Source organism: Arthrobacter sp. 3Tela_A, assembly GCF_049311025.1.
GTDB lineage: Bacteria > Actinomycetota > Actinomycetes > Actinomycetales > Micrococcaceae > Arthrobacter_B.
In genome coordinates, this window is the sequence record NZ_JAXIOM010000059.1 from 1 (window position 1) to 23,110 (window position 23,110).

20 protein-coding genes are annotated in these 23,110 nt (G+C 65.6%); 11 read left to right on the forward strand and 9 right to left on the reverse strand.

Annotated elements, in window-relative coordinates; translation table 11 throughout:
- Window positions 1-71: 71 nt before the first annotated feature.
- Window positions 72-2,813 (reverse strand): pyruvate dehydrogenase (acetyl-transferring), homodimeric type, encoded by a 2,742-nt coding sequence (aceE, locus tag TVC13_RS14920; RefSeq protein WP_422401971.1) that lies wholly within the window; start codon window positions 2,811-2,813, stop codon window positions 72-74.
- A 441-nt stretch (window positions 2,814-3,254) separates the two neighbouring features.
- Between aceE and TVC13_RS14925 the strand changes: the two genes are divergently transcribed.
- Both TVC13_RS14925 and TVC13_RS14930 read left to right on the forward strand, forming a co-directional pair.
- The gene (locus TVC13_RS14925) at window positions 3,255-3,836 is read left to right on the forward strand and encodes a helix-turn-helix transcriptional regulator (protein ID WP_422401972.1); all 582 of its coding nucleotides are present in this window, start codon (window positions 3,255-3,257) and stop codon (window positions 3,834-3,836) included.
- Between the two features lie 75 nt (window positions 3,837-3,911).
- Window positions 3,912-4,598, forward strand: coding sequence for an STM3941 family protein (locus tag TVC13_RS14930; RefSeq protein ID WP_422401973.1), 687 nt, complete (start codon window positions 3,912-3,914; stop codon window positions 4,596-4,598).
- Here TVC13_RS14930 and TVC13_RS14935 read toward each other — a convergent pair.
- Window positions 4,595-5,245, reverse strand: coding sequence for a TetR/AcrR family transcriptional regulator (locus tag TVC13_RS14935; RefSeq protein WP_422401974.1), 651 nt, complete (start codon window positions 5,243-5,245; stop codon window positions 4,595-4,597). The genes TVC13_RS14930 and TVC13_RS14935 overlap by 4 nt on opposite strands.
- 144 nt (window positions 5,246-5,389) lie before the next feature.
- Here TVC13_RS14935 and TVC13_RS14940 point away from each other — a divergent pair, with 144 nt between their 5' ends.
- Genes TVC13_RS14940 through TVC13_RS14955 form a run of 4 tightly spaced genes read left to right on the forward strand, consistent with a single transcriptional unit; the run spans window position 5,390 to window position 10,172 of the window.
- On the forward strand, window positions 5,390-7,048 hold the full coding sequence (locus TVC13_RS14940; RefSeq protein WP_422401975.1) for a class I adenylate-forming enzyme family protein: 1,659 nt from the start codon (window positions 5,390-5,392) through the stop codon (window positions 7,046-7,048).
- A 3-nt stretch (window positions 7,049-7,051) separates the two neighbouring features.
- The gene (locus TVC13_RS14945) at window positions 7,052-7,834 is read left to right on the forward strand and encodes an SDR family oxidoreductase (protein ID WP_422401976.1); all 783 of its coding nucleotides are present in this window, start codon (window positions 7,052-7,054) and stop codon (window positions 7,832-7,834) included.
- Complete coding sequence (locus TVC13_RS14950; protein WP_422401977.1) at window positions 7,834-9,084, forward strand: acyl-CoA dehydrogenase family protein; 1,251 nt, start codon at window positions 7,834-7,836, stop codon at window positions 9,082-9,084. Before TVC13_RS14945 ends, TVC13_RS14950 begins: the two co-directional genes overlap by 1 nt.
- Window positions 9,081-10,172 (forward strand): phosphotransferase family protein, encoded by a 1,092-nt coding sequence (locus TVC13_RS14955; RefSeq protein WP_422401978.1) that lies wholly within the window; start codon window positions 9,081-9,083, stop codon window positions 10,170-10,172. Before TVC13_RS14950 ends, TVC13_RS14955 begins: the two co-directional genes overlap by 4 nt.
- A gap of 82 nt (window positions 10,173-10,254) precedes the next feature.
- Here TVC13_RS14955 and TVC13_RS14960 read toward each other — a convergent pair whose 3' ends face one another.
- From TVC13_RS14960 to TVC13_RS14975, 4 genes are all read right to left on the reverse strand, one after another.
- Complete coding sequence (locus TVC13_RS14960; protein WP_422401979.1) at window positions 10,255-11,442, reverse strand: ABC transporter permease; 1,188 nt, start codon at window positions 11,440-11,442, stop codon at window positions 10,255-10,257.
- Window positions 11,439-12,323, reverse strand: coding sequence for an ABC transporter ATP-binding protein (locus tag TVC13_RS14965; RefSeq protein ID WP_422401980.1), 885 nt, complete (start codon window positions 12,321-12,323; stop codon window positions 11,439-11,441). Before TVC13_RS14965 ends, TVC13_RS14960 begins: the two co-directional genes overlap by 4 nt.
- Window positions 12,324-12,433: 110 nt before the next feature.
- On the reverse strand, window positions 12,434-13,162 hold the full coding sequence (locus TVC13_RS14970; protein WP_422401981.1) for a response regulator: 729 nt from the start codon (window positions 13,160-13,162) through the stop codon (window positions 12,434-12,436).
- 81 nt (window positions 13,163-13,243) lie between these two features.
- Entirely contained in the window at window positions 13,244-14,692 is a 1,449-nt protein-coding gene (locus TVC13_RS14975; protein WP_422401982.1) for a sensor histidine kinase, read from the reverse strand.
- Between the two features lie 188 nt (window positions 14,693-14,880).
- On the opposite strand from TVC13_RS14975, the gene TVC13_RS14980 reads away from it, so the two are divergent.
- The 3 genes from TVC13_RS14980 to TVC13_RS14990 all read left to right on the forward strand — a co-directional run bounded on the left by TVC13_RS14980 (window position 14,881) and on the right by TVC13_RS14990 (window position 18,164).
- Complete coding sequence (locus TVC13_RS14980; RefSeq protein WP_422401983.1) at window positions 14,881-16,056, forward strand: M20 metallopeptidase family protein; 1,176 nt, start codon at window positions 14,881-14,883, stop codon at window positions 16,054-16,056.
- A gap of 10 nt (window positions 16,057-16,066) precedes the next feature.
- On the forward strand, window positions 16,067-16,534 hold the full coding sequence (locus TVC13_RS14985) for a DUF3237 domain-containing protein (protein ID WP_422401984.1): 468 nt from the start codon (window positions 16,067-16,069) through the stop codon (window positions 16,532-16,534).
- 184 nt (window positions 16,535-16,718) lie between these two features.
- Entirely contained in the window at window positions 16,719-18,164 is a 1,446-nt protein-coding gene (locus tag TVC13_RS14990) for an APC family permease (RefSeq protein ID WP_422401985.1), read from the forward strand.
- A gap of 91 nt (window positions 18,165-18,255) precedes the next feature.
- Here the strand turns inward: TVC13_RS14990 and TVC13_RS14995 are convergent, their stop codons facing one another.
- Window positions 18,256-18,468: a DUF2945 domain-containing protein gene (locus TVC13_RS14995; protein WP_422401986.1), complete on the reverse strand. Its 213-nt coding sequence runs from the start codon at window positions 18,466-18,468 to the stop codon at window positions 18,256-18,258.
- Between the two features lie 123 nt (window positions 18,469-18,591).
- On the opposite strand from TVC13_RS14995, the gene TVC13_RS15000 reads away from it, so the two are divergent.
- Window positions 18,592-19,146, forward strand: a complete 555-nt coding sequence (locus TVC13_RS15000; RefSeq protein ID WP_422401987.1) for an acyl-CoA thioesterase — start codon at window positions 18,592-18,594, stop codon at window positions 19,144-19,146.
- A 90-nt stretch (window positions 19,147-19,236) separates the two neighbouring features.
- Window positions 19,237-19,851 carry a dihydrofolate reductase family protein gene (locus tag TVC13_RS15005; RefSeq protein WP_422401988.1) on the forward strand — a complete coding sequence of 205 codons (615 nt, stop codon included), beginning with the start codon at window positions 19,237-19,239 and terminating at the stop codon, window positions 19,849-19,851.
- On the opposite strand, the gene TVC13_RS15010 is transcribed toward TVC13_RS15005, so the two are convergent.
- Complete coding sequence (locus TVC13_RS15010; RefSeq protein WP_422401989.1) at window positions 19,848-20,531, reverse strand: class I SAM-dependent methyltransferase; 684 nt, start codon at window positions 20,529-20,531, stop codon at window positions 19,848-19,850. The genes TVC13_RS15005 and TVC13_RS15010 overlap by 4 nt on opposite strands.
- Before the next feature lie 137 nt (window positions 20,532-20,668).
- The gene (locus TVC13_RS15015; protein WP_422401990.1) at window positions 20,669-22,792 is read right to left on the reverse strand and encodes a hypothetical protein; all 2,124 of its coding nucleotides are present in this window, start codon (window positions 22,790-22,792) and stop codon (window positions 20,669-20,671) included.
- Window positions 22,793-23,110 lie beyond the last annotated feature (318 nt).

The following is a 23,110-nucleotide window of genomic DNA, read 5'->3' on the forward strand; positions in this document are numbered from 1 at the left end:
CCCACCACCCCCCGCCCGCCCCGAACCCCCCCACCGGGTCGCGCCCCTCTCTTGTTTTAAGGCGATGCAGCCTAGGCGTCGCCGCCGGCGTTGCCGCTGGTGCCTGCGTTTACGTTGAGCAGGTCGTACTTCTCCATTGCCAGGCGCGGGGCTTCAGCATCGACTTCGCCGCGGCCGGCAAGCAGCTGCAGGGTCTTGACCACCATGGAGTGGCTGTCGATCTTGAAGTAGCGCCGGGCCGCTGCACGGGTGTCAGCGAAACCGAAGTCGTCAGCACCCAGGGACGCGAAGTCGTTCGGCAGGAACTGGCGGATCTGGTCCGGAACGGCCTTCATGTAGTCCGTGGAGGCCACAATCGGTCCTTCAGCTCCGGCCAGCTGCCGGGTCACGAACGGTACGCGCGGTTCGGAGCCGGGGTTGAGGAAGGCTTCTTCCTCGGCAGCCAGGCCGTCGCGGCGCAGTTCGTTCCAGGACGTTACTGACCAGACGTCTGCGGAAACTCCCCAGTCGCTGGCGAGCAGCTTCTGTGCCTCCAGGGCCCACGGAACTGCCACGCCGGAAGCGAGCAGCTGGGCCTTGGGGCCTTCGGCGTCGGAGGAAGAGACCTTGTAGATGCCCTTGATAACGCCTTCAACGTCCAGGTCTTCCGGTGCCTTGGGCTGCAGGATCGGCTCGTTGTAAACCATGATGTTGTAGATCAGGTTCCGGCCTTCGGAGTCCTCTCCGTACATCTCTTCGAGGCCGCGGCGCATGATGTGCCCGATCTCGTAGCCGTATGCCGGATCGTAGGTCTTCACCGCGGGGTTGGTGGAGGCCAGGATCGGGGAATGCCCGTCGGCATGCTGTAGACCTTCACCGGTGAGGGTGGTGCGGCCGGCGGTGGCGGAGATCAGGAAGCCGCGTGCCATCTGGTCAGCTGCTGCCCAGATGTAGTCGGCGGTGCGCTGGAATCCGAACATCGAGTAGAACACGTAGACCGGGATCAGCGGCTCGCCGTGGGTGGCGTAGGCGGAACCGGCAGCGGTGAACGCTGCAATGGAACCGGCTTCGTTGATGCCCACGTGCACAATCTGGCCCTGCGGGGACTCCTTGTAGGCCAGGACGAGGTCCCGGTCCACGGAGAGGTAGTTCTGCCCCTTGGGGTTGTAGATCTTCGCCGTCGGGAAGAACGAGTCCATGCCGAAGGTGCGGGCCTCATCGGGGATGATCGGCACAATGCGCTTGCCGAATTCCTTGTCCCGCATCAGGTCCTTGAGCAGCCGGACGAAGGCCATGGTGGTGGCCGCCAGCTGCTTGCCGGAGCCGCGGTTGGCTACCTCGTAGGCCGAGGCCTCCGGCAGCTTCACCGGTGCATGCTTCTCCCGGCGTTCGGGCACGTTGCCGCCCAGTTCCCGGCGGCGTTCCAGCAGGTACTTGATCTCCGGAGAGTCAGCTCCCGGGTGGTAGTACGGCGGCTGGTACGGATCGGCTTCCAGCTGCTCATCCGAGATGGGGATGCGCAGGTGGTCGCGGAAGGCCTTCAGGTCCTCCAGCGTCAGCTTCTTCATCTGGTGTGTGGCATTGCGCGCCTCGAAGTGCGTGCCCAGGCCGTAGCCCTTGACCGTGTGCGCCAGGATAACCGTCGGCTTGCCCTTGAACTCCGTGGCAGCCTTGTATGCGGCGTAAACCTTGCGGTAGTCGTGCCCGCCGCGCTTGAGGTTCCAGATTTCCTGGTCGCTCAGGTCCGCAACCATGTCCTTGGTCTGCGGGGTCTTGCCGAAGAAGTGCTCACGGACAAATCCGCCGGACTCGGCCTTATAGGTCTGGTAGTCGCCGTCGAGCGTGGAGTTCATGATGTCCACCAGCGAGCCGTCGTTGTCCTTTTCCAGCAGCGAGTCCCACTCGCGGCCCCAGACAACCTTGATGACGTTCCAGCCGGCGCCGCGGAAGAAGGCTTCCAGTTCCTGCATGATCTTGCCGTTGCCGCGGACGGGTCCGTCGAGGCGCTGCAGGTTGCAGTTGACCACGAAGGTGAGGTTGTCCAGCTTGTCGTTGGCGGCGAGCTGGAGCAGGCCGCGCGATTCCGGCTCGTCCATTTCGCCGTCGCCCAGGAACGCCCAGACGTGCTGGTCGGAGGTGTCCTTGAGCCCGCGGTTGTGCAGGTAACGGTTGGACTGGGCCTGGTAGATGGCGTTCATGGGGCCAATGCCCATTGAAACGGTGGGGAACTCCCAGAACTCGGGCATGTTCCGCGGGTGCGGGTAGGAGGACAGGGCGTGTCCTTCGCGGGACTTCTCCTGCCGGAATCCGTCGAGGTCTTCCTCGCTCAGGCGGCCTTCAAGGAAGGCGCGGGCGTAGACGCCGGGGGAGGCATGGCCCTGGAAGAAGACCTGGTCGCCGCCTCCGGGGTGGTCCTTGCCGCGGAAGAAGTGGTTCATGCCCACTTCGTACAGGGTGGCGGCACCGGCATAGGTGGAGATGTGGCCGCCGACGCCGATGCCCGGGCGCTGGGCGCGGTGCACCATGATCGCGGCGTTCCAGCGCAGCCAGGCGCGGTAGCGGCGTTCGATTTCTTCATCGCCGGGGAACTCGGGTTCCTGGTCCACCGGGATGGTGTTGACGTAGTCGGTGGTGGTCACCATGGGTACACCAACGGAGCGGGAACCTGCCCGCTGGAGCAGTGAACGCATGATGAACTGTGCACGCTCGGTGCCCTGCGAGCGAATCAGCTCGTCAAGGGATTCAATCCATTCCGCGGTCTCTTCCGGGTCACGGTCCGGCAGCTGGCTGGTCAGCCCGCTGAGGATGTCCGTTCTGTCTTCACTGACGCTCATATGCAGCCTCTCGGTTGAGGGCGGGGTCCCCTCAAAGTAATTCGGTGACTCACCGACCATTCCGTTATGCGGAATGCTCAGTTCAATCTATACGAATGCGCGGCTTCATGCCTGCTCAGGCAGGTAGCCGCCGCGCCTTCGTAAGACGTATCACAGAACTGTTTAGGAGACCTCAATAGTGACGACGGCGGGAGACGGCTGAAGTCCGGAAATTCCGGGCCTGGCAGGGGGTTCTGTGACAGCGCGTGAGACGCAGCAGCACATTTTTTCCCGTGCGCGCTGCTGGCGTTCGCTGTAGAAAACATCGCGGTGATCCACGGTGCCCTGAAGGTCTGATGCGGCGGTATAACTAACTATCAACATAGAGGGTTTGTGACATGCGCCACAGTATCTATGTCTATAGTGGTTAGGCAAGGAATTTCTGTTAAGAAAGAGGCCGTTATGAGCCTTCGGTACGCACTGCTGGCGCTGCTGAACGTGGAACCCATGACCGGCTACGACCTGTACAAGCAGTTCGAATCCTCCGTTGGGTACGTCTGGCATGCACCGGATTCGCAGATTTATCCGGAGCTGCGCCGGATGGAGCGTGACGGCCTGCTGGAGGGTGAGGAAGTCGCCTGGGGAACCAAGGGGCGCAAGCGGCAGTACCACGTGACCGACGCGGGCCGGGAAGCGTTCCGGAACTGGATCAACACCCAGCTGGACTATCCCCGCGAGCGTGATCCAATGCACCTGAAGGCGGCGTACCTGGAATGGGCCGATCCGGAGTCCGCCCGAAGCCAGCTCCAGGCCCACGCGGAGCATTACGGTGCCCGGCTGATCCAGTGGCAGCAGAAGATCCAGGAGATCGACGGCGGCACCTCGGACATGCTCAACCGCCGTCTCGCCACGGTCCCTGCCGATGACCACAGCCGGGTGGCAGCGTTCAAGCGGTTCACGTATGAAGGGCTTACTGCCCGTGCGGAGTCGGAAATTGCCTGGGCCCGGCGCGGCCTGGCACTGTTGGACGAGCTCTACGCCTGACTTCACGCTGGGGGCCCCGGCACCGCCGTCGTAGGATAATCCCGCGACAGATACCGGATGGCGACGGGCGGGGAAATGACCGGCGCAGCAGAAAATGCCCAAGGGTCCGCCGACCCGGGAATGAAGCCGCTCGCGCTGGGAAGGTCCCGTAGGGGTCTGGCTACCCTCGTCCTGGGCTGCGCAGCCTTTGTGGCTATTGGGGTTTCCCTGCTTCTGGATGACGGCTGGGCCGGAAAGCTTACCGGGCTGGCGGCTGTCATCTTTTTCGGTCTCTGCGGTGGCTATGCGCTCTGGAAAAGCCTGCGGGAACCGGCACTTCTGACGCTGACCCCGGAGGGAATCCGGGTGCACTCCGGCGGGTTCCTTCCCTGGGCAGATTTCGAAGCGGCCGGAATGGGCCGGGTTCCGGGCGCATCCGGCGGAACCGAAGTACTCGGCATTCGGATGAAGTCCTGCGAACGCTACGCTGCATCCTTTACGTCGGAGCAGCTTCGGCTGGCGCGGGGCGCCGCAAAAGGAGGACAGTTGGCGGGCGCCAGCCTCCCGTCCGCCGGAATCTTTGTGGGCCGCCGTGGAGCCGATGCCCTGCGCTCCCTCCCGCAGCACGATCTGCGGGAAATGCTGCAGTGGAACCGGGAACTCACCGGCTGGGAGGTGGCCTTCTCGCCACTGTTGTTCGCAGGCGGTGCTTCAGGTGCCCTGGCGAAAATCCAGGCCTACCACCAGGCCGTTCTGGAGCGGCGGGGCGGAAGCGGTTCCTAGGCCCGCTGTGCGCCCACGGCCATCCGGGCGATGACCCGGTAGCGCTCAGCGAGTTCCTCCGGCGAAAGCTCCCCATCCAACCGGAACCACTGTGCGACGCCGGTGCACATGGTCACGACGGCGGTGCCCGCCTCGCGCGGATGCGGCGCGGCAAAAATGCCCGCGGCCGTTCCCTGTTCCAGGATTCTGTCCATAAGGTGCTGCTGCCGGTCACGGGCAGCGATGTGCGCAGCCCGGGCGTCCGGTTCCAGGCTGCGGATCTCGCTGAAGGCTATGAAGGCCTGGCCGCGGCGGCGGGCATGGAAGAGCACCAGGCATTCAACCAGCAGGTCGAACTGGTGTGACGGGTCGCTGCCTGCCTCGGCAATTGCCTGCTCGCTGCGGATCCACAGGTCGTTCATGGCATGGGAGGCGATTGCCACCAGAAGCGCCTGCTTCGAGGGGTAGTAGTGATAGAGCCCGGGAACTGACAGGCCGGTCCGTGCGGCCAGCTGGCGGATGGTGGTGCCGTGGTAGCCGTGCTCCATAAAGCACTCGAGGGCACTGGCGAGCATGGGCGGCAGGTCATCCACTGCGTAGTCCCGCCAGTCGGGAGTGGGCGGGAGAGTGGAGCCGGTGGCCGGTTCCTTAGCTGCAGCTTTTGCCATCGGACCTCTTCACGTTTGGAAAAACACTAGGTTGCCAAAGGGGTTGACACTGCCTTGTGACGTTCTTCACACTACTTCTACCGAGCGATCGCTCGCAAGGTTGATGCGGAACCATTACAGGGAAGCAGGCAGACAGTGGAGGACATGGCGCTCAGACCGGCAGCATGGGCCGGTGCCTATCCAGCCGGACTCTCAACCACGCTGGACGTCCGAACCCCCTCGCTGGTGGATGCATGGAAGGCCCGTGTCCGGGCCAACCCCGGCGGGACGGCACTCGCCTATTTCGACGGCCTGCTCACCACCGCGGAACTCGATGAGCTCTCCGACGCGTTCGCGGCAGCGCTTGAAAACCGGGGGATCGGGCACGGCGACCGGATCGGGATCCAGCTGCAGAACATTCCCCAGTACGTGATTGCGTTCCTTGCGCTGTGGAAGCTGGGGGCCATCGCCGTGCTGATGAACCCCATGTACAAGGAACGCGAACTGCGGCACCTGATTGAAGACTCCGGCGCCCGGGGCATTCTCGCCGATGATTCCCTCTACCCGGCAACAGCGGCGGCCGCCGCCGGCAGCACCGTGGAATGGATCCTGACCACGTCCGGACTGGAGTACCAGAGCCGCTTTGATCCCCGGATCTTTGCCTCCGCGGAACCGGAGCCGCCCTCCCCGGACGGAGACATGACTGCCTGGATTGCCGAATTCGCCGGCCGCGCCCCGGCGCCCCGCATCATCAACCAGGACGACGTCGCGCTGCTGGCATACACCTCCGGAACCACGGGCGCGCCGAAGGGGGCGATGAACACCCACGGCAACATCCTGAACGTCGCGGCTACCTGCTCGGCCTGGATGGGGCTGGAACCCGGGGACACCGTGCTTGCCGTCGCGCCGCTGTTCCACATCACGGGCGCCGTGATCGACGCCGCCGCTCCGCTGCTCGCGGACACCACCCTGGTCATGGTGAACCGCACCGATCCGGCGGTGGTGGTGGACGCCTTCGCCGAGCACCGGGTCACCTGCACGACCGGATCAATCACGGTCTTCAACGCCATCTACCAGGTTCCGGACGCCACAGCCGAACACTTCGCCTCCGCCAAGACCCTCTATTCCGGCGGTGCACCGATCCCGCCATCCACGGTCGAAGCCTTTCAGGAACGCTTCGGTGCCTACATCCACAACATCTTCGGCATGACCGAGACGACGTCCGCCGTCATCGGCGTTCCGCCCGGTGTGCAGGCACCGGTGGATCCGGCAAGCGGCAGCCTCTCCATCGGACTGCCGCTGCCCAACGTCACCGCCCGGATCATCGATGCCGACGGGAATCCGCTGCCGCCCGGGGAACAGGGCGAACTTGAACTCGCCGGACCGCAGATCGTCCCCGGCTACTGGAACAACCCGGAAGCCACAGCCCGCACCATGCCCGGCGGACGGCTGCGCACCGGCGACGTCGCCACGATGGACGAGTCCGGCTGGGTGTACATCGTGGACCGCATGAAGGACCAGATCAACGTGTCCGGCTACAAAGTGTGGCCGCGCGAGGTGGAGGACGTGCTCTACGAACACCCGGCCGTCTATGAAGCGGCCGTCGTCGGGATGCCCGATGCGTACCGGGGCGAAACCGTGGTCGCGTACGTCTCGCTGAAATCCGGTCACACGGTCACTGAAGAAGAACTGATTGCTTTCACCAAGGAACGGCTGGCCGCCTACAAGTACCCGCGGTCCGTGCACGTGATCGATGACCTGCCCAAGACGCAGACCGGCAAGATCCGCCGCCGGGAACTGCGGAAGAACCCAAAGGAAGGATGATCCGTGGCAATTGACCGTGGGCTCCAAGGAAAACTCCAAGGAAAAACAGCAATCGTCACCGGTGCCAGCCGGGGGATCGGACTCGCCATTGCCCGGGATCTGGTGTCCCACGGCGTGCGGGTCTGCATTACGGCCCGGAAGGCTGATGCCCTGAAGGAAGCCGCGGACAGCTTTCCGGACGGCACCGTCGTCGCCGTTGCGGGCGCCTCCGACGACCCGGATCACCGCCGTGACGTCCTGGACACCGTCGCCCGGGAATTCGGCGGGCTGGACATCCTGGTCAACAACGCCGGCATCAACCCGGTCTTCGGTCCGCTGGTGGAAATGGACCTGGAAGCTGCCCGGAAGATCTTCGAAGTCAACGTCCTGGGTACCCTCGCCTGGGTGCAGGACACCGTGGCCCACGCCGGCCTCGGGTTCCGCGAACGGGGCGGATCGGTGGTCAACCTGTCCTCCGTCTCGGGGGACACACCGTCACCGGGCATCGGGCTCTACGGCATCAGCAAAGCTGCCGTGTCCCACCTGACCCGGTCCCTCGCCGTCGAACTCGGGCCGGAGATCCGCGTCAACGCGGTCTCCCCGGCTGTGGTGAAGACCCGCTTCTCCCGCGCCCTGTATGAGGGCAAGGAAGAAGCCGTCACCAGCGCCTATCCGCTGGGCCGGCTGGGCACACCCGAAGACGTTGCCAGCGCCGTGACGTATCTGGTCTCCCCGGACGCCTCCTGGGTCACCGGGCAGGTCCTGACGCTCGACGGCGGCCTGCTGGCCGCGGGAGGTACCGCCTGATGAGCGCCCCAGCCCACACCGCCGTCAGCCGGGAAGCCGTGGAAGACCTCCGCCGGCGCAGCCGCGCCTTCATCCGGGACGTTGTGATTCCCGCTGAGCCCGTGCCCGGGCAGGCCCTGTCCGACTCAGAGCGGGACCGCCTGCAGCAGGCCGCCAAGGACGCCGGGGTCTTCGCGCCGCACGTGCCGGTGGAGTACGGGGGCCGGGGGCTGCCGCTGCAGGACTGGCCGGCGATCTTCGAGGAAGCCGGTTATTCCCCAATCGGCCCCACCGCCCTGAACTGCATGGCACCGGACGAGGGCAACATGCACATGCTTGAACTCATCGGCACCCCGGAGCAGAAGCAGCAGTACCTGGTGCCGCTGGCTGCCGGGGACGTACGTTCCTGCTTCGGCATGACCGAACCGCACCCGGGCGCCGGCTCCGATCCGGACGCGCTGCAGACCACCGCCCGGAAGGGCGACGGCACCTGGCTCATCAACGGCCACAAACGGTTCACCTCCGGTGCAATCGGTGCCGGCTTCTGCATCGTCATGGCCCGGACCGAGGCCGACGGCGATACCCCCGCAGGCGCCACCATGTTCCTGGTGGACATGGACAATCCCGGCGTGCGCGTCGGGGAACTGATCCACACCATCGACCGGACCATCGGCGGCGGCCACCCGCACGTGTACTTCGAGGACTGCGCTGTCCCGGACTCCGCAGTGCTGGGCGAAGTGGGTCTGGGCTTCAAATACGCCCAGGTCCGGCTGGGCCCTGCCCGGCTCACACACTGCATGCGCTGGCTTGGGCTGGCCCGCCGGTCGCTGGACATTGCGCTGGACCGCACCGGCCGGAGGGAAATCTTCGGGTCCCGCATCAGCGAGCTGGGACTGGCCCAGGAGCTCATTGCGCAGAGCGTGATCGACATTGAAACCTCGGCCGCCATCATCACCCGCACGGCGGAACTGCTGGCAGCGGACCCGAAGGCAGGCTCCGCGATGTCTTCAGTTGCCAAGGTGCACTGCTCCGAGGCTGTGTACCGGGTGATCGACCGCTGCGTGCAGCTGTGCGGCGGTGACGGCGTTTCCGACGGGCTGCCGCTGGCCCAGTACCTCAATGAAGTCCGGCCGTTCCGGATCTACGACGGTTCGAACGAGACCCATAAATGGGCCATCGCACGGCGGGCTTCGGCCCGGCGCCGGAAGGAAGTGGAAGCCGGCGCGCCTTACCAGGGCAACGCCGTCGTACGCGGGGAGCAGGAGCAGTGAGCGGGCTTCAGACCCGTGCCGACGGGACCGAAGTAGTTTCCACCGCTTCTGAGGCTGCATTGCTGGACCGGCCGCCGCTGCTGGTGCTCGACGTCGTCACCGGCTTCCTGGACGAGCACGGACTTGGCAGCGGTGAGCTCGCCTGGGAACGCATCGGTGACGGGCAGTCCAACATCACCTACCGGATCACCCGCGGCGGGGAGTCCTTTGTGCTGCGCCGCGGTCCGCGTCCGCCGCTTCCCCGGTCCACGCATGACATGGTCCGGGAAGCCCGGGTCCAGCAGCTGCTGGGTGGTGAGGGGATTCCGGTGCCGCAGATCCTTGCGGTCTGCAGCGATGAAATCCTGCTGGGTGTGCCGTTCTACGTCATGTCCTACCTGGACGGGCACGTCATTACCGGATCCGCCCCGGAACACCTGGATACTCCGGAGCAACGCGGTGACATCAGCCGCGCCGTCGTCGAAACGCTGGCACGGCTGCATGGGGTGGACGTGACCGGACCGGAGCTTTCCGGACTGGGGAGGCCGGACGGTTACCTTCGGCGGCAGGTCAAAACGTTCGCCGGGCTGTGGGAAGCAAATACCCTGCGGGACGTACCGCTGGTGGCACAGGTCGCCCGGGACCTGGAGGTGAACATCCCGGCGTCGCAGCGCGCCTCTGTGGTGCACGGCGACTACCGGCTGGGGAACCTGATGTTCGGACGGCAGCAGCCTGCCACCGTCACGGGGATCCTGGACTGGGAGATGGCCACCCTGGGGGATCCGCTGGCGGACCTGGGCTACCTCACAGCGACCTACGCCGAACCGGGTGCTGAGCAGACGGTAATGGACCTGACGTCGGTGACCCGGCAGCCCGGGTACTGGAGCCGGGACCAGCTGATCTCGGGCTATGCGGACCGAACCGGACTCGATGTCAGTGCCCTGCCCTGGTACCAGGCACTGGCGCTGTGGAAGTCGGCCATTTTCTGCGAAGCGATCTACACGCGTTACCTCAAGGGCGAACGCCCCGGTGACACGTTCGGACCCGCCCTCGAAGAAGGCGTCCCCCTGCTGCTGGAATCAGCCGCCGAAACCCTGCGGAGGAGCTAGCTTTCCGCATGAACGAGATGACAGAAACTGCCCGTATGAGCGCTCATACGGGCAGTTTCTGTCATCTCGATGGGCGGGGAAGTTACTGCTCCAGCTTCATCGCCTTGCGCAGGGTCAGCGCTCCGCCGCCCTGCATCACGGCGCGGCGGTAGATCTTCTCACCGAACCGCAGCAGCGCGTACGCGGCAGCCAGGGCGATCGCCAAGGATACGAACGTCTCCCACAGCGGAATCTCACCGCTGAGCATACGCACCGGCATTGCCACGGTGGAGATCACCGGGACAAAGGACGCCACAACCAGCAGCTGTCCCTTGGCAAACAGCCCGGCGAAGAGCGCCGCGATGATGACGGTCAGCACCGGACCGGAGCTGTTGTTCAGGTCCTCGGAGCGGGAAGCCATTGAACCGAGCATGGCCCACAGGGACGCCAGGATCAGGAAGCCCACCAGGAAGAAGACCAGGAACCAGCCCGACGCCGGAATGATGGTGCTCACCGAGTCCGCCGTTCCGGTGAAGGTCAGGGCCAGCAGGGCAGCACCGGCGTAGAGGGCCAGCTGGATCATGGCCAGGATCGTGTTGCCGGCAACCTTGCCGTAGAGCAACTGGCGGATCGGAATGGCGGTGGCGAGGATTTCCACCACGCGGTTCTGCTTCTCCTCCAGGACGGAGGTTGCGATCGCCATGCCGAAGATGATGGCCGCCATGTAGAAGAGGAACCCGAACACAAACCCGGTGAACTGGGCGACGAACTGGTTTTCAGCGTCGCCGTTCAGCAGGGCGGTCTCGAACTCACTGCCTTCCAGCAGGGCTTCGGACGTAGTGCCGGCGTTGGCGGCGTTGATTTCGAGCGCGTAGGCACGCAGGGCCTCGGAGATGCCCTGCTGCAGTCCGGTGGAGAGTTCCTCGTTGCCGGTGAGCATCCACTGGCCGTCCGCATCGCGGGTCAGTGCGGCGTCGGCTTCTTCGCTGCTGACCAGTTCTTCGGCGCCCTCGGCGCTGGAAGCCACTACCGCCTCGAAGCTGGTGTTCCCGCCGTCGGCCTGGCCGGTTTCGTGCGCGAGGTCAACGACGGCGGTCGCCGCGGAATCGTTGACGGCCACGGTGTACTCCTCGGCCTTGGTGCTCATGTAGGCGTTGAAGACCACGACGCCGACAATCAGTACCAGCGTGACGAGGGTGGAGATGAGATAGCTGCGGTCGCGGGCCTTGACCATGACCTCGCGGAGGGTGACGATCGCCCACGCCGGGGTGGGCCGGGATACGGTGCTCATGCTGCGGTGACCTCACGGTAGATTTCGCTCAGGGACGGACGGATCGGGGCGAATTCCTCCACGGAACCCCGGGTCAGGGCGGTGGCCAGCAGCCGCTGGCGCGCGTCGTCGTCGTCGAACTGGAGGATCGCGGTGGGACCGGCGACGTCGAGAACCCGTACCCCGGGCTCGTCGCGCACCCAGCCTGCATCCGGGGAAATGGTGATCCGGTGCCGGTTTACGGCCTTCGCCCGCAGGTCATCCCCGGTGCCGGAGGCAATGACTTTGCCCTGCTGCAGCACAACCATGTTGTCGCAGAGCCGGTCCACGAGGTCCAGCTGGTGGCTGGAGAAGAGCACCGGAACTCCGGCGGAAGTGCGTTCGCGTAGCAGTTCCACCATTGAATCCACGGCCACCGGGTCCAGACCCGAGAATGGTTCATCCAGGATCAGCACGGACGGCCTGTGCAGGAGGGATGCCGCGATCTGGACCCGCTGCTGGTTGCCCAGGGAGAGCGACTCCAGCTTGTCCTTGGTGCGTCCGCCCAGGCCAAAGCGTTCCAGCAGCTCGATGGCGCCCTTCCGCGCGGCGGGGCCGCTCATCCGGTGAAGCTGGCCCAGGTAGACCAGCTGGTCCAGGATCGGCTGCTTGGGGTACAGGCCGCGCTCCTCCGGCATGTAGCCGAAGCTGGAGCGTGCCTCGGCGGTCAGCGGCTCGCCGTCGAGCAGGATCTCGCCCGCCGTAGTGCTGAGTACGCCCATGATCATGCGCATGGTGGTGGTCTTGCCGGCACCGTTGGCGCCGACGAACCCGGTCATTTGGCCCGAAGGGATGTCAAAAGTCACCGAATCAACGGCGGTCTTGTCACCGAACCTTCGGGTGAGATTGCGGACCTGCAGCATGGGGGTACTGCTCCTTTTCCCGGCAAGCCGGACAGTTGCGGAAGATTAACTGCCTTAAGCCTATGGATTGGAGCACGACGGCGGATCGGCCGTTCGGGGGAAGCTGCGGGTTACCCCTCGCGGCCAGCCTCACCCGGAAGAATGAGTCCGGATTCGTAGGCGAAAACCACGGCCTGTACCCGGTCCCGCACCTGGACCTTGCCCAGCAGATTTGAAACGTGGGTTTTGACCGTCGCTTCGGCCACGAACATGCGGGAAGCAATCTCGGCATTGCTTAGCCCGGCAGCCACCAGTTCCAGCACTTCGCGCTCGCGGGCAGTCAGGGAGGCGAGCAGCTTCTGCTGTGCCGGGTCCGGCTGCGGTTCCACCGGCGCGGGTTCCGCGGGCGCTGCGGCGGTGTTCCGTTCGGCCTCCAGCTGGCGGGCGAATCGTTCAATCACCCGCACGGTTACCTCGGGAGCAAGTAGCGCGTGCCCGCAGGCAACCGAGTGGACTGCGCCAACCAGGTCATCGGGATCGGCGTTCTTGAGCAGGAAACCGCTGGCACCGGCCTGGATGGCGTCAAAGAGGTAGTCGTCGCGTTCGAAGGTGGTCAGGATAATGACCTTGGCGCGGTCCGCCGCCACGATCAGTTCGGTGGCCCGGATGCCGTCGAGCACCGGCATCTGCACGTCCATCAGGATGATGTCCACGTCATTGGCTGCCGCGAAATCTACGGCTTCCCGGCCGTTGGCCACCTCTCCCACCACCTCGATCTCATCCTCGACGGAGAGCATCATGGCGAAGCCGGCACGCACCAGCGCCTGATCGTCAGCCAGCAGAACACGGATCGGTTCCATTCAGTCCTCAAGATTCCCGGCCGGCCCGGTGCCGCCCCGGGATTACCATAGCGGCTTCCCGCGGCCGCCGGGCAAAGCATGTCAGCGCAGCGTAAAGCGAACCCTCACCCGCCAGCCGCCGCCGTCGCGGGGTCCAATCTCAGTGATCCCGCCGTGCAGCGCAGCCCGTTCGCGGATGCCACGCAGGCCGTAGCCGGTGCCGCTGGTGCCCGGGCGCGGCCGGCCGTCGTCGACCGTTTCGACTTCCACCCAGCGCAGGGAAGGTGCGTCCGGACCTGCAGGTGTGCTGCCGCTGCGCAGGGCGACGACGGCGCTTCCGGCCGTGGAATGGCGCCGGATATTCGCCAGGGACTCCTGGATGGTCCGGTAGACGGAGAGTGCGAGCGGCGCGGAGAGGTTTTCCAGCACGCCGGGTTCGTGCTCGGCCCGGTGGAACTTCACGTCCAGGCCGTTGTTGCGGTACTCCTCCACAAGCTGGGGAATCTCCTCCAATCCGGGCTCCGGCTGGCGCTGAGCCGGTCCGTCCGTCTCGGCGTCGGAGGAGCGGAGCACACCGAGCAGGGAACGCATCTCCGCCACGGCATCGCGGCTGGAGGACTCGATGGTCTGCAGCGCACCGGCGGCGGCGTCGGGCTTCTTTTCCAGGACCCGTCGGGCCGCACCGGCCTGGATGCCGATCACCGAGATGTGGTGCGCGACGACGTCGTGCAGTTCCCGGGCGATGCGCAGGCGTTCCTCGATGACTGCCTTGCGGGCCAGGTCCGCCGCCTGTGCCTCGAGCTGGAGCGCCTGTTCGGCCAGCTGTTCGCGCTGGTGGGCACTGCGCCAGGAGTTCCAGCCAAACATGATCGCCCCGCCGAAGTAGGCGGCGTTGAGCATAAAGGAGTACAGCACGTAAGAAGTCAGCGGCGCGAACAGTCCCACGGGGTCATTGGAACTGATGTTGAACGCCTTGAGGATTTCGTCGTAGCTGCTGGAAAGCGTGAAACCCACGATGATCCAGAGGAACATGCCGGCGACCACCACTGTGACCGCGAGCCACAGTGCCCGCCGGTTCCGTGCCCACGCGACGGCGCTGTAGAGGGACGCGAAGTAAGCTGCCTGGAATCCCAGCGTCTGGCTGATCGGCGGCATGGTGATGCCGACTATGAGGAAGGTGGCTGAGCTGAGCAGCATCACGGCGATCGGGAACCGGCGCCGGAAGACCAGGATAACGAAGATGGATGCCTGCACCAGGTGCTGGACCCACGGATTGCCGATATCCCCGTCGCCAAATGCGAACCCGCGCATGAATTCCAGCATCACCGCGCTGAGCAAAAGGGCGATGAGCACGCCGATCACGTCACGCCGGTACCCCTCGGGGTCAGGGGCGGGGCGTTCCCAGTCTTCCTCCGAATTCCAGGGCAGGCTCAGGCGGAAACGGCGCACCCGGCGGGCGAGGGCCAGCATGGTATTCCCGGGAGCCGTCGTTTCCTGCTCCCGGGAAGCTGGGCCTGCTGTGTCCGTGCCGGGCGGCTGGGTTTCGATCATGGCCAACAGTTTAGATCCGGTGTGGCGGCAGCGGATCCGCCGTACGGCGGAGGTGCCCAGGTTACGAATTAGCCGTGCAACGCAGACTTCTGGCGCTGTGGCAAGTGTCTTTGTGTGCCCGGGATGGTTTACTTCCACGCAGGGCTGCTCTCTGCGGCCGCTGTAATGGATAAGCCGTTAGGACGAGGATGTTTGCTGCTGAGGGGCAGGACCTGCTGCCGGATTTGGTGTCCCTGCGACGGGAGATTCACCGGGAGCCCGAGGTGGGGCTGCATCTGCCGAGGACCCAGGAGAAGATCCTTGATGCATTGGATGGTCTGGGGCTGGAGATCACCACGGGCAAGTCACTCAGCTCAGTCACGGCGGTGCTCCGCGGCGGCGAGGATGGCCCGTCGGTACTGCTGCGGGGAGACATGGACGCCCTGCCTGTGGAGGAACTCACGGACCTGGAGTACGCCTCAACCAACGGCGCCATGCATGCCTGCGGCCACGACCTGCACGTTGCCGGCCTGGTTGGAGCCGCCCGGCTGCTCGCCGCGCAACAGCGGGATATTTCCGGGAACATCGTCTTTATGTTCCAGCCCGGGGAAGAGGGCGACGGCGGTGCGGGGCTGATGATCGAGGAAGGCGTCCTGGAAGCTGCCGGGGAAAGACCGGTAGCCGCCTATGGCATCCATGTGCGGCCCGGGCCCCTGGGAGTGTTCCGGACCCGGCCGGGAACGCTCATGGCCGGAGCCAATGAGCTGCGGATTACGGTGCATGGGTCCGGCGGACACGGGTCCCAGCCGCACAACGCCCTCGACCCGGTGCCTGCCCTGGTTGAAATCGCCGCTGCGCTGCAGGTGATGGCGACCCGCAAGTTCTCCGTCTTTGACCCGATCGTCCTGACCGTCACCCAGCTTGAGGCCGGGCGGGCGATCAACGTGATTCCGGACACTGCCCGGCTCGGTGCCAGCGTGCGCACGCTGTCCGCCGAATCCGTGGACCGGCTGATCGTGGAGACCAAGGCGCTCGCGGACGGCATCGCCTCGGCCCACGGCTGCACAGCCGAAGTCAGCTTCGAGATCCTCTATCCCATGACCGAGAACGATCCGTCACGGACCTTCGAAGCGATGCGTGAACTGCGGGAACTCTTCGGCGAGGAACGCGTCATCCAGTCCCGGGACCCGCTCATGGGCTCCGAGGACTTCTCCCTGGTGCTGCAGAAGATTCCCGGTGCGTTCCTGTTCCTCGGTGCCACTCCGCCCGAGGTGGATCCGGCCACTGCAGCATGGAACCATTCACCCCGGGTGCTCTTTGACGACTCGGTCCTTGCCGACCAGGCCGCGGCGCTGGCGCAGCTGGCCTTTAACCGGCTGACCTAGGCTGACTCACATGTCTCCCGTCGCTCCAGCTCTGACCTACCTGGCAACTGTCTCGGTCCTCGTGGGCGAACCCATTGAGGTTGGCCGCACGTCCGCCGGGATTCGGCGGATCATTCCGATCCTGGGAGGAAAGGTGGACGGCCCGGAACTCCGGGGCGCTGTCCTGCCCGCCGGTGCAGATTTCCAGCTCCTCCGCAGTTCCACGCTGACGGAACTGGAGGCCAGGTACGCCATAGAAACGGACGACGGCGAACGGCTCTATGTGAACAATTTTGGACTGCGCTCGGGCAGCGAGGAGGATATTGCCGCCCTGCTCCGCGGCGAGCCGGTGGACCCGAAGCGGATCTATTTCCGCTGTACCCCGAAGATCGAAGCGCCCGACGGCGGTGCCTGGGCGTGGCTCTCCAGCCGAATCCTGATCGGCACCGGTATCCGGCTCCCGAATGAGGTGCGGCTGGAAATCTACACGGTGGACTGACCCGGCTCCCCGTCAGCAGGGCGGCTCGCGGAGACCACAGCGAAACCGCAGACGGCTAGCGCGTTACACCCGAGCTCCCAAACCGGGCGAAACATTAGGTGTGGCCGGACCATCCCAGTAGCGTGAGTGGGCAATTTGTTTAGGTTGCCTAACTGGCACAGCTCTACAGAAAGGGGGTGTCGGCGTGTCCGCAGCAGAAACCGGAACCGAACCCTCACTCAAGAAAGTCCTGGGCCGCATCGATGTGCTGGCACTGGGGTTTGGCGCCATGATCGGTTTCGGCTGGGTCGTGCTTACGGGCGACTGGCTCTCCAGCGCCGGCACCGGCGGGGCGATCCTGGCCATGCTCACCGGCGGCGTCATCATGGCCATCGTCGGCCTGACCTACGCGGAACTGTGTGCCGCAATGCCAAAGGCCGGCGGTGAACACAACTACATCCTGCGGGCCATGGGGCCGCGCACGTCCTTCATCGGTTCGTGGGCGATCATCGGCGGCTACGTCACGATCGTGGCGTTCGAAGCCGTCGCCCTGCCCCGGACGGTGCAGTACATCTTCCCGAACCTCAGCCAGATTCCGCTCTGGACCGTAGCCGGCTTCGAGGTGCACCTGACCTGGGCGCTGGTAGGCGCCGTCGCCGCCGTCGTCATCACCTGGATCAACATCCGCGGCGTGAAGGAAGCCGGGATCGTACAGACCTTTGTGGTCCTGTTCCTGCTGGCGATCGGCGTGCTGATGATCTTCGGATCCTTCACCGGCGGCAGCGCCGCCAACATGGACCCGTGGTTCACCGGGGGCATGACCGGGTTCTTCGCAGTGCTGGTTGTGGTTCCGTTCCTCTTCATTGGCTTTGACGTCATTCCGCAATCCGCGGAGGAAGTGAACATCCCGGCCCGGCAGATCGGCCGCCTGGTGGTGGTCTCAGTCATCCTGGCGACCATCTGGTACGTGATGGTCATCCTCACCACGTCCTCCGCCATGCCCGCCTCGGACCTTGCCGGTGCAGATATCGCCACCGCAGACGCGGTCGGGGCGATGTTCGGCTCGGACTTCATGGCCAAGATCCTGATCGCCGGCGGCATCGCCGGCATCCTGACCTCCTGGAACTCACTGCTTATGGGTGCTTCGCGCCTGATGTACTCCCTGGCCAGGTCCGGCATGCTTCCGGCATGGTTCGGACGGCTGCACCCGAAGTACCGCACACCGCACAACGCACTCCTGTTCATCGGCGGACTCAGCGTGCTGGCTCCGTTCGGCGGAGCTGAAATGCTCGGCTGGCTTGTGGACTCCGGCGCGCCCAGCATCGTGCTCGCCTACACCCTGGTAGCCGTGTCCTTCCTGATCCTGCGCCGCCGCGAACCGGAGATGGACCGGCCCCTGCGCGTAGGCGGCAAGGGCAAGGGCGGCATCGTGATCGGTATCGCCGCTGCCATTCTGGGCACCGCCCTGTTCAGCCTCTACATGCCCGGCATGCCAGCGGCACTTGGCATTGAACCGTGGCTGCTCTTCGGCGCCTGGTGGATCATTGGCCTGGTCTTCTTCTTCCGGGTCCCCGGCGGCATCAAGGCCGGTCCGGACGCGGAGGAGCATGTCCTGGCCAGGCTCCGCGCCCGGGCAGGAGCGCGCTCCTAAACCGCGCAGCCCATATCTGCCGGTCTGCAGAGCCCGTAACGACGGCGGCGGCCTCCCTGTGCGGGGGCCGCCCCCGTTCGTTAACGCGGCCTCAGCTCAGCCTGCGCAGGGCATCGGCCCGGTGGACGGCGTGCAGGGAAGTGGCATCGCTGCGCACCTTGTACTGCGGATCATCTTCGGAACACAGCCTGCGGCGGCCCATGAACTCGAAATCCGAGGTGTGGACTTCGGTGACTTCCCCCGTGACGGCGCCGGTGCGCGAGTTCCACCGCACACGGTCGCCTACCTTGAAATGCTCAGTCATGAGCAGAGTCCTACCATTGACGGACCCGCGTGTAACGAGTAACTCCGTGTATTCGCTCCAGCCGGGAACGCAACACAGGCCGCATTTCGCCTTCGCTATGTTACTCATGGGTAATATGGCGGCATGCACCTGATCTTCCGCACGCTGCTGCTGCTCCTGACCGCCCGCCGCCGCCGGCCCAAGCTGGACCTCTTCGAGACGTCCTCGCTGCCCATGCGGGTACTGCCAACAGACCTGGACTTCGCGAACCACGTCAACAACGGCATGTACCTGTCCCTGATGGACCTGGGCCGGTTCGACCTGATGATCCGCAGCGGTTTCTGGAAACTGATGCGCCGCAAGGGCTGGGGACCGGTTATCAGCAACGAGACCATCAGCTTCCGCAAGTCGCTGGAGCCCTGGCAGCGCTACAGCATCGAAACCAAGATCATCGGCTTCGATGACCGCGCCATCTACTTTGAGCAGCGCATGGTGGTGGACGGCGAGATCTACGCCAGCGCCTTCATCGCCACCCGGATGCTCTCCAAAAAGGGTCCCGTGACCAACGAGGAAATTTTCGAAGCCGTTGGCCGCCGCCCGCCGGAAGACCTGGTGCTCCCCGAATGGATTGCGGACTGGCGTGCGAACGTGGCTTTGCCCGGCACCCGCCGTCCGGCACCGCACGCATGGGCTGCCTGACCTACCCCTTGACTGCACCGGCACCCTGACCGAGCCTGAGGATAACCGCCCCAAAAGGTGATCAGCGTGATGGACCCGGAGGTGCCCGCCATGCGGCTGACAGTAAACACTTTCCTGAGCATTGACGGCGTTATGCAGGGCCCCGGAGGAGCAGATGAGGACCCCTCCAACGGGTTCGACCGCGGCGGCTGGCTGGTGCCCCTGGCCGATGATGAGATGGACCGCCTGGTTTCCGGCTGGTTCAGGCAGGCCGACGCCCTCCTGCTGGGCCGGACCACGTACGAAATGATGCAGCCCTACTGGGAACTGGTGACCGACCCCTCCGACGTGGTGGCCGACTCGCTGAACCACCTGCCCAAGTATCTGGTGTCCAGTACCGTCACGGATCCGACTTGGCACAACACCACCGTGATCAGCGGGGATCCGGTAGGCGCTGTGACGGCGATGAAGGAGCAGGGGCACGGCGAGGTGCAGGTGCACGGCAGCTACCGGCTCGCACGGGCACTTTACGAAGCAGGACTGGTCGACGAATACCGGCTGCTGATCTTCCCGGTAGTGGTGGGGGCAGGCAAGCGGCTGTTCGAGGATGCAGCGGCGCCGTCGTCCTTTATGGTCACCGGCTCCCACGTGACGAAGTCCGGTGTGGTGGCGTTGTCCCTGCTTCCGCGCCCGTTCAAGGCCGCGGAAATGCCGCCTGGCGGCTAGGCGCCCCGGCGGGCCAGCAACACGTTGTCGTGGATAACGGCTTCCTGTCCCTCCGGTCCCTGGACGGTCCGGGGGATCGCCTCCGCGGTCTCAATGATCCAGCCGCGCGCAGCCAGACCGAGTTCGACCGCCAGCTCGGGCGCGGTTGGCAGTGCGGGGTCCGGCGCCGGGTGCCGCCCCCAGGGCGGAAAACCCTGATGCCCGACGACGAGGAGCCGGCCGCGCGGAGCCACCGCGGCGGCCGCACGCATAAGGATTTGGTTGCGCGGAAGGTCCGTGGGGGAGTGCAGGTACTGGGCGCAGACCAGATCGTAGCCGGGATCCGTTCCGGGGTCCGAGGCGGACCACTCGGCCAGGTCGGCTTCGATGAGCGTGAGCTTATCTTCGACGCCGGCGTCCCGGGCATGTGCCGCAGCCCGGTCAAGTGCGACGGCGGAAATATCCAGGCCGGTGACGTCCCACCCCTGTTTGGCGAGCCACACGGCGTCGGCACCCTCTCCGCAGCCCAGCTCCAGGGCGGTGCCCGGGTTCAGTCCTTCCACTTCCCGGACCAGCAGGGCATTCGGGTTCCCGCTCCACACCTGCGTGCGTTCGCGGTAGAACCCGTCCCAAAACTCGTGGGGCGGGTGCATAGGGTCTGAGCCCTGCGGATCGTGCTCATGGGACGGCTTTTCCTGCATGGTTGAACTGTAGTTCCGGGCCGGGATCCAGCAAAGCCGGTTGCTTCAGGGCCGGGGCATAAGAAAGGCCGGACCCTGCCCCTGGGGGGAGTGTCCGGCCTTTCCTTCGTCGGTGGTGTGCTTGTCCGCGAGCTGCTCTAGTGCTGTGAGCGGCGGCTGCGTGCCGAGATAAGCAGGGCCAGCGGGATCAGCAGCAGGGCCACCGGGATCAGGACCGCCAGGATCGCGGGGGAGCGGAGGAGCTCACCCGGGGTCATGGCGGAGGTGCGCTCCATCATCGTGTCGGCGCCGGTGGAGATCTCCCCGTTGCCGTCAGCCAGTGTTGCGGTACCGTCGGCCAGCTTGCCGTTGCCCTCGGCCAGATCAGCGGCGCCGGTCTTCAGGGTGTCGGTGCCGTCCGTGAGGGTCTTGGCACCGTCGTCGAGCTTGGCCATGCCTTCATTCAGGGAATCGGAGCCGGAGAGCAGGCGTCCCGTGCCGTCGGCGAGCTTGGTGGCGCCGTCAGCCAGCTTGGTGTTGCCGGCGTAAAGCGTTCCCGCTCCGGTCTCGAGGGTTCCGAGGCCGGTCGAGAGAGTGCCTGCGCCGGCGGCGAGGGTGTCTGCACCGGTCTGCAGTTCGGCGCCGCCCTCGGCCAGCCGACCTGCACCGGCGGCCAGGGCAGGGGTGCCGTCAGCAAGCTGGCCCGCCCCGGCCTGCAGCGCGCCTGCACCCTGCGCAAGCTGACCGTTGCCGCCGGCGAGCTGGGTAGCTCCGGCGGCGAGCTTGCCTGCACCGGTCTGCAGCGCGCTGGTTCCCGTGCGCAGGGTGGTCAGGCCGTCCACCAATGCGTCCGCCCCGGCATCGAGCTTCTTGGACCCGTCGCTGAGCACCAGGGTGCCGTCATAGACACCGGCCGAGCCCTTGACCAGACCCGGTTCGGCTGCTGTTCCCTGACCGTCAAAGCCTGCCTTGATCTCCAGGAGACCCGCATGCAGTTCGGCCGCACCTTCGGCGACATCGGTTCCGCCTTCCTGGACCAGAGCCGTGCCGGCGGTGAGCTTCGTGGCACCGGCGGAGGCCTCCAGGCCGCCTGCAGCGAGGGTGGTGAGGTTGTCCCGCAGCAGGGTGTTGTAGTTGTCGCTGAACGCGGAAGCATTGTCGGCGATGGCGTTAACTCCAGTGCTGGTCGCCTGTGCCCCGGTGATCAGCTTGTCCAGCTCAGCCTGCAGCTGCGCAGTGGTCAGGTCTCCAGCGTTGGCGCGGAGCGCAGTGAGGCCGTCCACCATGCCCTGAGCCCCCTGCTTCACCGGGGCAGCGCCGTTCGCCAGTGCATCAGCCTGGACCGCAAACCCTGCTGCTCCCGTGTTCACCGCGGGCGCAGCGACGGAGAGCTTCAGTCCGCCGTCGGTGAGCGCCTTGCCGCCGTCCACCAGGGCGTTGATTCCAGCAGAAAGGTCCTGGGCGCCGGCAGACAGCTTTTCGGAACCGGCCACTGCCGTGTTGGTTCCCTGGCTCAGCGCAGCAGCGCCGTCCCGAACCCGCAGGGCGCCTGCGGAAAGGTTTGTGGTGCCGGCGACGGCCTGGCCGGTTCCGTCCTTGAGCTGGCCGGCCCCGGCGAGAAGCTTGCCTGCGCCGTCGTTGGCAGCAGCAGCACCGGCGGCAAGGTCCCCGGCTCCGGTACTGACCGACTGTGCTCCCTGGCGGGCATTCTCAGCACCGGCCTTGAGGACGCCGCTTCCTTCGCGCAGCGCTCCGGCACCTGTATTGGCACGCTCGGCACCAGCCTGAAGCTCGGCACCGCCGGCAGCAAGGCGGCCTGCGCCCTCGGACAGCTTGGCACCGCCGTCCGCCAGACGCCCGGCGCCTGCATTGGCGCTGACAGCACCGTTGGCGATCTTGGCCGCACCCTCTGCAGCGGAGTAGGCACCGGTCTGCAGCTGCACAGCGCCGTCGTTCAGGGTGACTGCGCCCTCGTTCAGCGACGTGGCACCGGTCTTGGCGGTGCCGATGCCCTGCGCGAGGGTCTGGGCACCGTCGTCGACCTTTTCAGTTCCGGCCGCGACCTTGTCTGCTCCTTCCTTAGCTGAAGCAGCGCCTTCCTTCAGGTCCCCCGCTCCGGCGGACGCCCGCTGGGCACCCTCGGAAAGCTGCGTTGCGCCGCTGGCTACCTGATTGGTGAAGAGGACAAAGAAGGCCAGCAGCAAGACCAGAAACAAGGCCAAAAGGCCGGTCAGAATGCTGAGCGGCCGGGTAGTGGACCGGCCGGTCGTGGAACTCGTCATTGAATATCCCTTTTCTGATTCAACTGCGGTTGCGTGGACCGCGTGGACTGCGGGAGTAACGCCTTCGTGGTGCGTCGAACCGGCCGTCCGCCCTGTGAACTGCCACGTCACGGAGGGTTACCGACCAGTAGGAATGTGATGTCGGTTACATCTAACTTACTGAGTGGTAACAAAGCAAGGCTTTTTTGAAATTAGTTACCCGCCGGTAGGTTGCGCCGCCGGACGGATGATCCGGTCGATTACGGCGTGTCGGTGACCGCTGGCGGCCCCGCATCGATAAGGCTGGGGCGCACAGGCCGGTGCCGCCCTGGCGGCACC

What these genes read in the sequence shown, in the direction of transcription:
- aceE (WP_422401971.1), bottom strand. Translation starts at nt 2,813, where the DNA reads ATGAGCGTCAGTGAAGACAGAACGGACATCCTCAGCGGGCTGACCAGC.
- TVC13_RS14925 (WP_422401972.1), top strand. Translation starts at nt 3,255, where the DNA reads ATGAGCCTTCGGTACGCACTGCTGGCGCTGCTGAACGTGGAACCCATG.
- TVC13_RS14930 (WP_422401973.1), top strand. Translation starts at nt 3,912, where the DNA reads ATGACCGGCGCAGCAGAAAATGCCCAAGGGTCCGCCGACCCGGGAATG.
- TVC13_RS14935 (WP_422401974.1), bottom strand. Translation starts at nt 5,245, where the DNA reads ATGGCAAAAGCTGCAGCTAAGGAACCGGCCACCGGCTCCACTCTCCCG.
- TVC13_RS14940 (WP_422401975.1), top strand. Translation starts at nt 5,390, where the DNA reads ATGGCGCTCAGACCGGCAGCATGGGCCGGTGCCTATCCAGCCGGACTC.
- TVC13_RS14950 (WP_422401977.1), top strand. Translation starts at nt 7,834, where the DNA reads ATGAGCGCCCCAGCCCACACCGCCGTCAGCCGGGAAGCCGTGGAAGAC.
- TVC13_RS14960 (WP_422401979.1), bottom strand. Translation starts at nt 11,442, where the DNA reads ATGAGCACCGTATCCCGGCCCACCCCGGCGTGGGCGATCGTCACCCTC.
- TVC13_RS14965 (WP_422401980.1), bottom strand. Translation starts at nt 12,323, where the DNA reads ATGCTGCAGGTCCGCAATCTCACCCGAAGGTTCGGTGACAAGACCGCC.
- TVC13_RS14970 (WP_422401981.1), bottom strand. Translation starts at nt 13,162, where the DNA reads ATGGAACCGATCCGTGTTCTGCTGGCTGACGATCAGGCGCTGGTGCGT.
- TVC13_RS14975 (WP_422401982.1), bottom strand. Translation starts at nt 14,692, where the DNA reads ATGATCGAAACCCAGCCGCCCGGCACGGACACAGCAGGCCCAGCTTCC.
- TVC13_RS14980 (WP_422401983.1), top strand. Translation starts at nt 14,881, where the DNA reads ATGTTTGCTGCTGAGGGGCAGGACCTGCTGCCGGATTTGGTGTCCCTG.
- TVC13_RS14985 (WP_422401984.1), top strand. Translation starts at nt 16,067, where the DNA reads ATGTCTCCCGTCGCTCCAGCTCTGACCTACCTGGCAACTGTCTCGGTC.
- TVC13_RS14995 (WP_422401986.1), bottom strand. Translation starts at nt 18,468, where the DNA reads ATGACTGAGCATTTCAAGGTAGGCGACCGTGTGCGGTGGAACTCGCGC.
- TVC13_RS15000 (WP_422401987.1), top strand. Translation starts at nt 18,592, where the DNA reads ATGCACCTGATCTTCCGCACGCTGCTGCTGCTCCTGACCGCCCGCCGC.
- TVC13_RS15005 (WP_422401988.1), top strand. Translation starts at nt 19,237, where the DNA reads ATGCGGCTGACAGTAAACACTTTCCTGAGCATTGACGGCGTTATGCAG.
- TVC13_RS15010 (WP_422401989.1), bottom strand. Translation starts at nt 20,531, where the DNA reads ATGCAGGAAAAGCCGTCCCATGAGCACGATCCGCAGGGCTCAGACCCT.
- TVC13_RS15015 (WP_422401990.1), bottom strand. Translation starts at nt 22,792, where the DNA reads ATGACGAGTTCCACGACCGGCCGGTCCACTACCCGGCCGCTCAGCATT.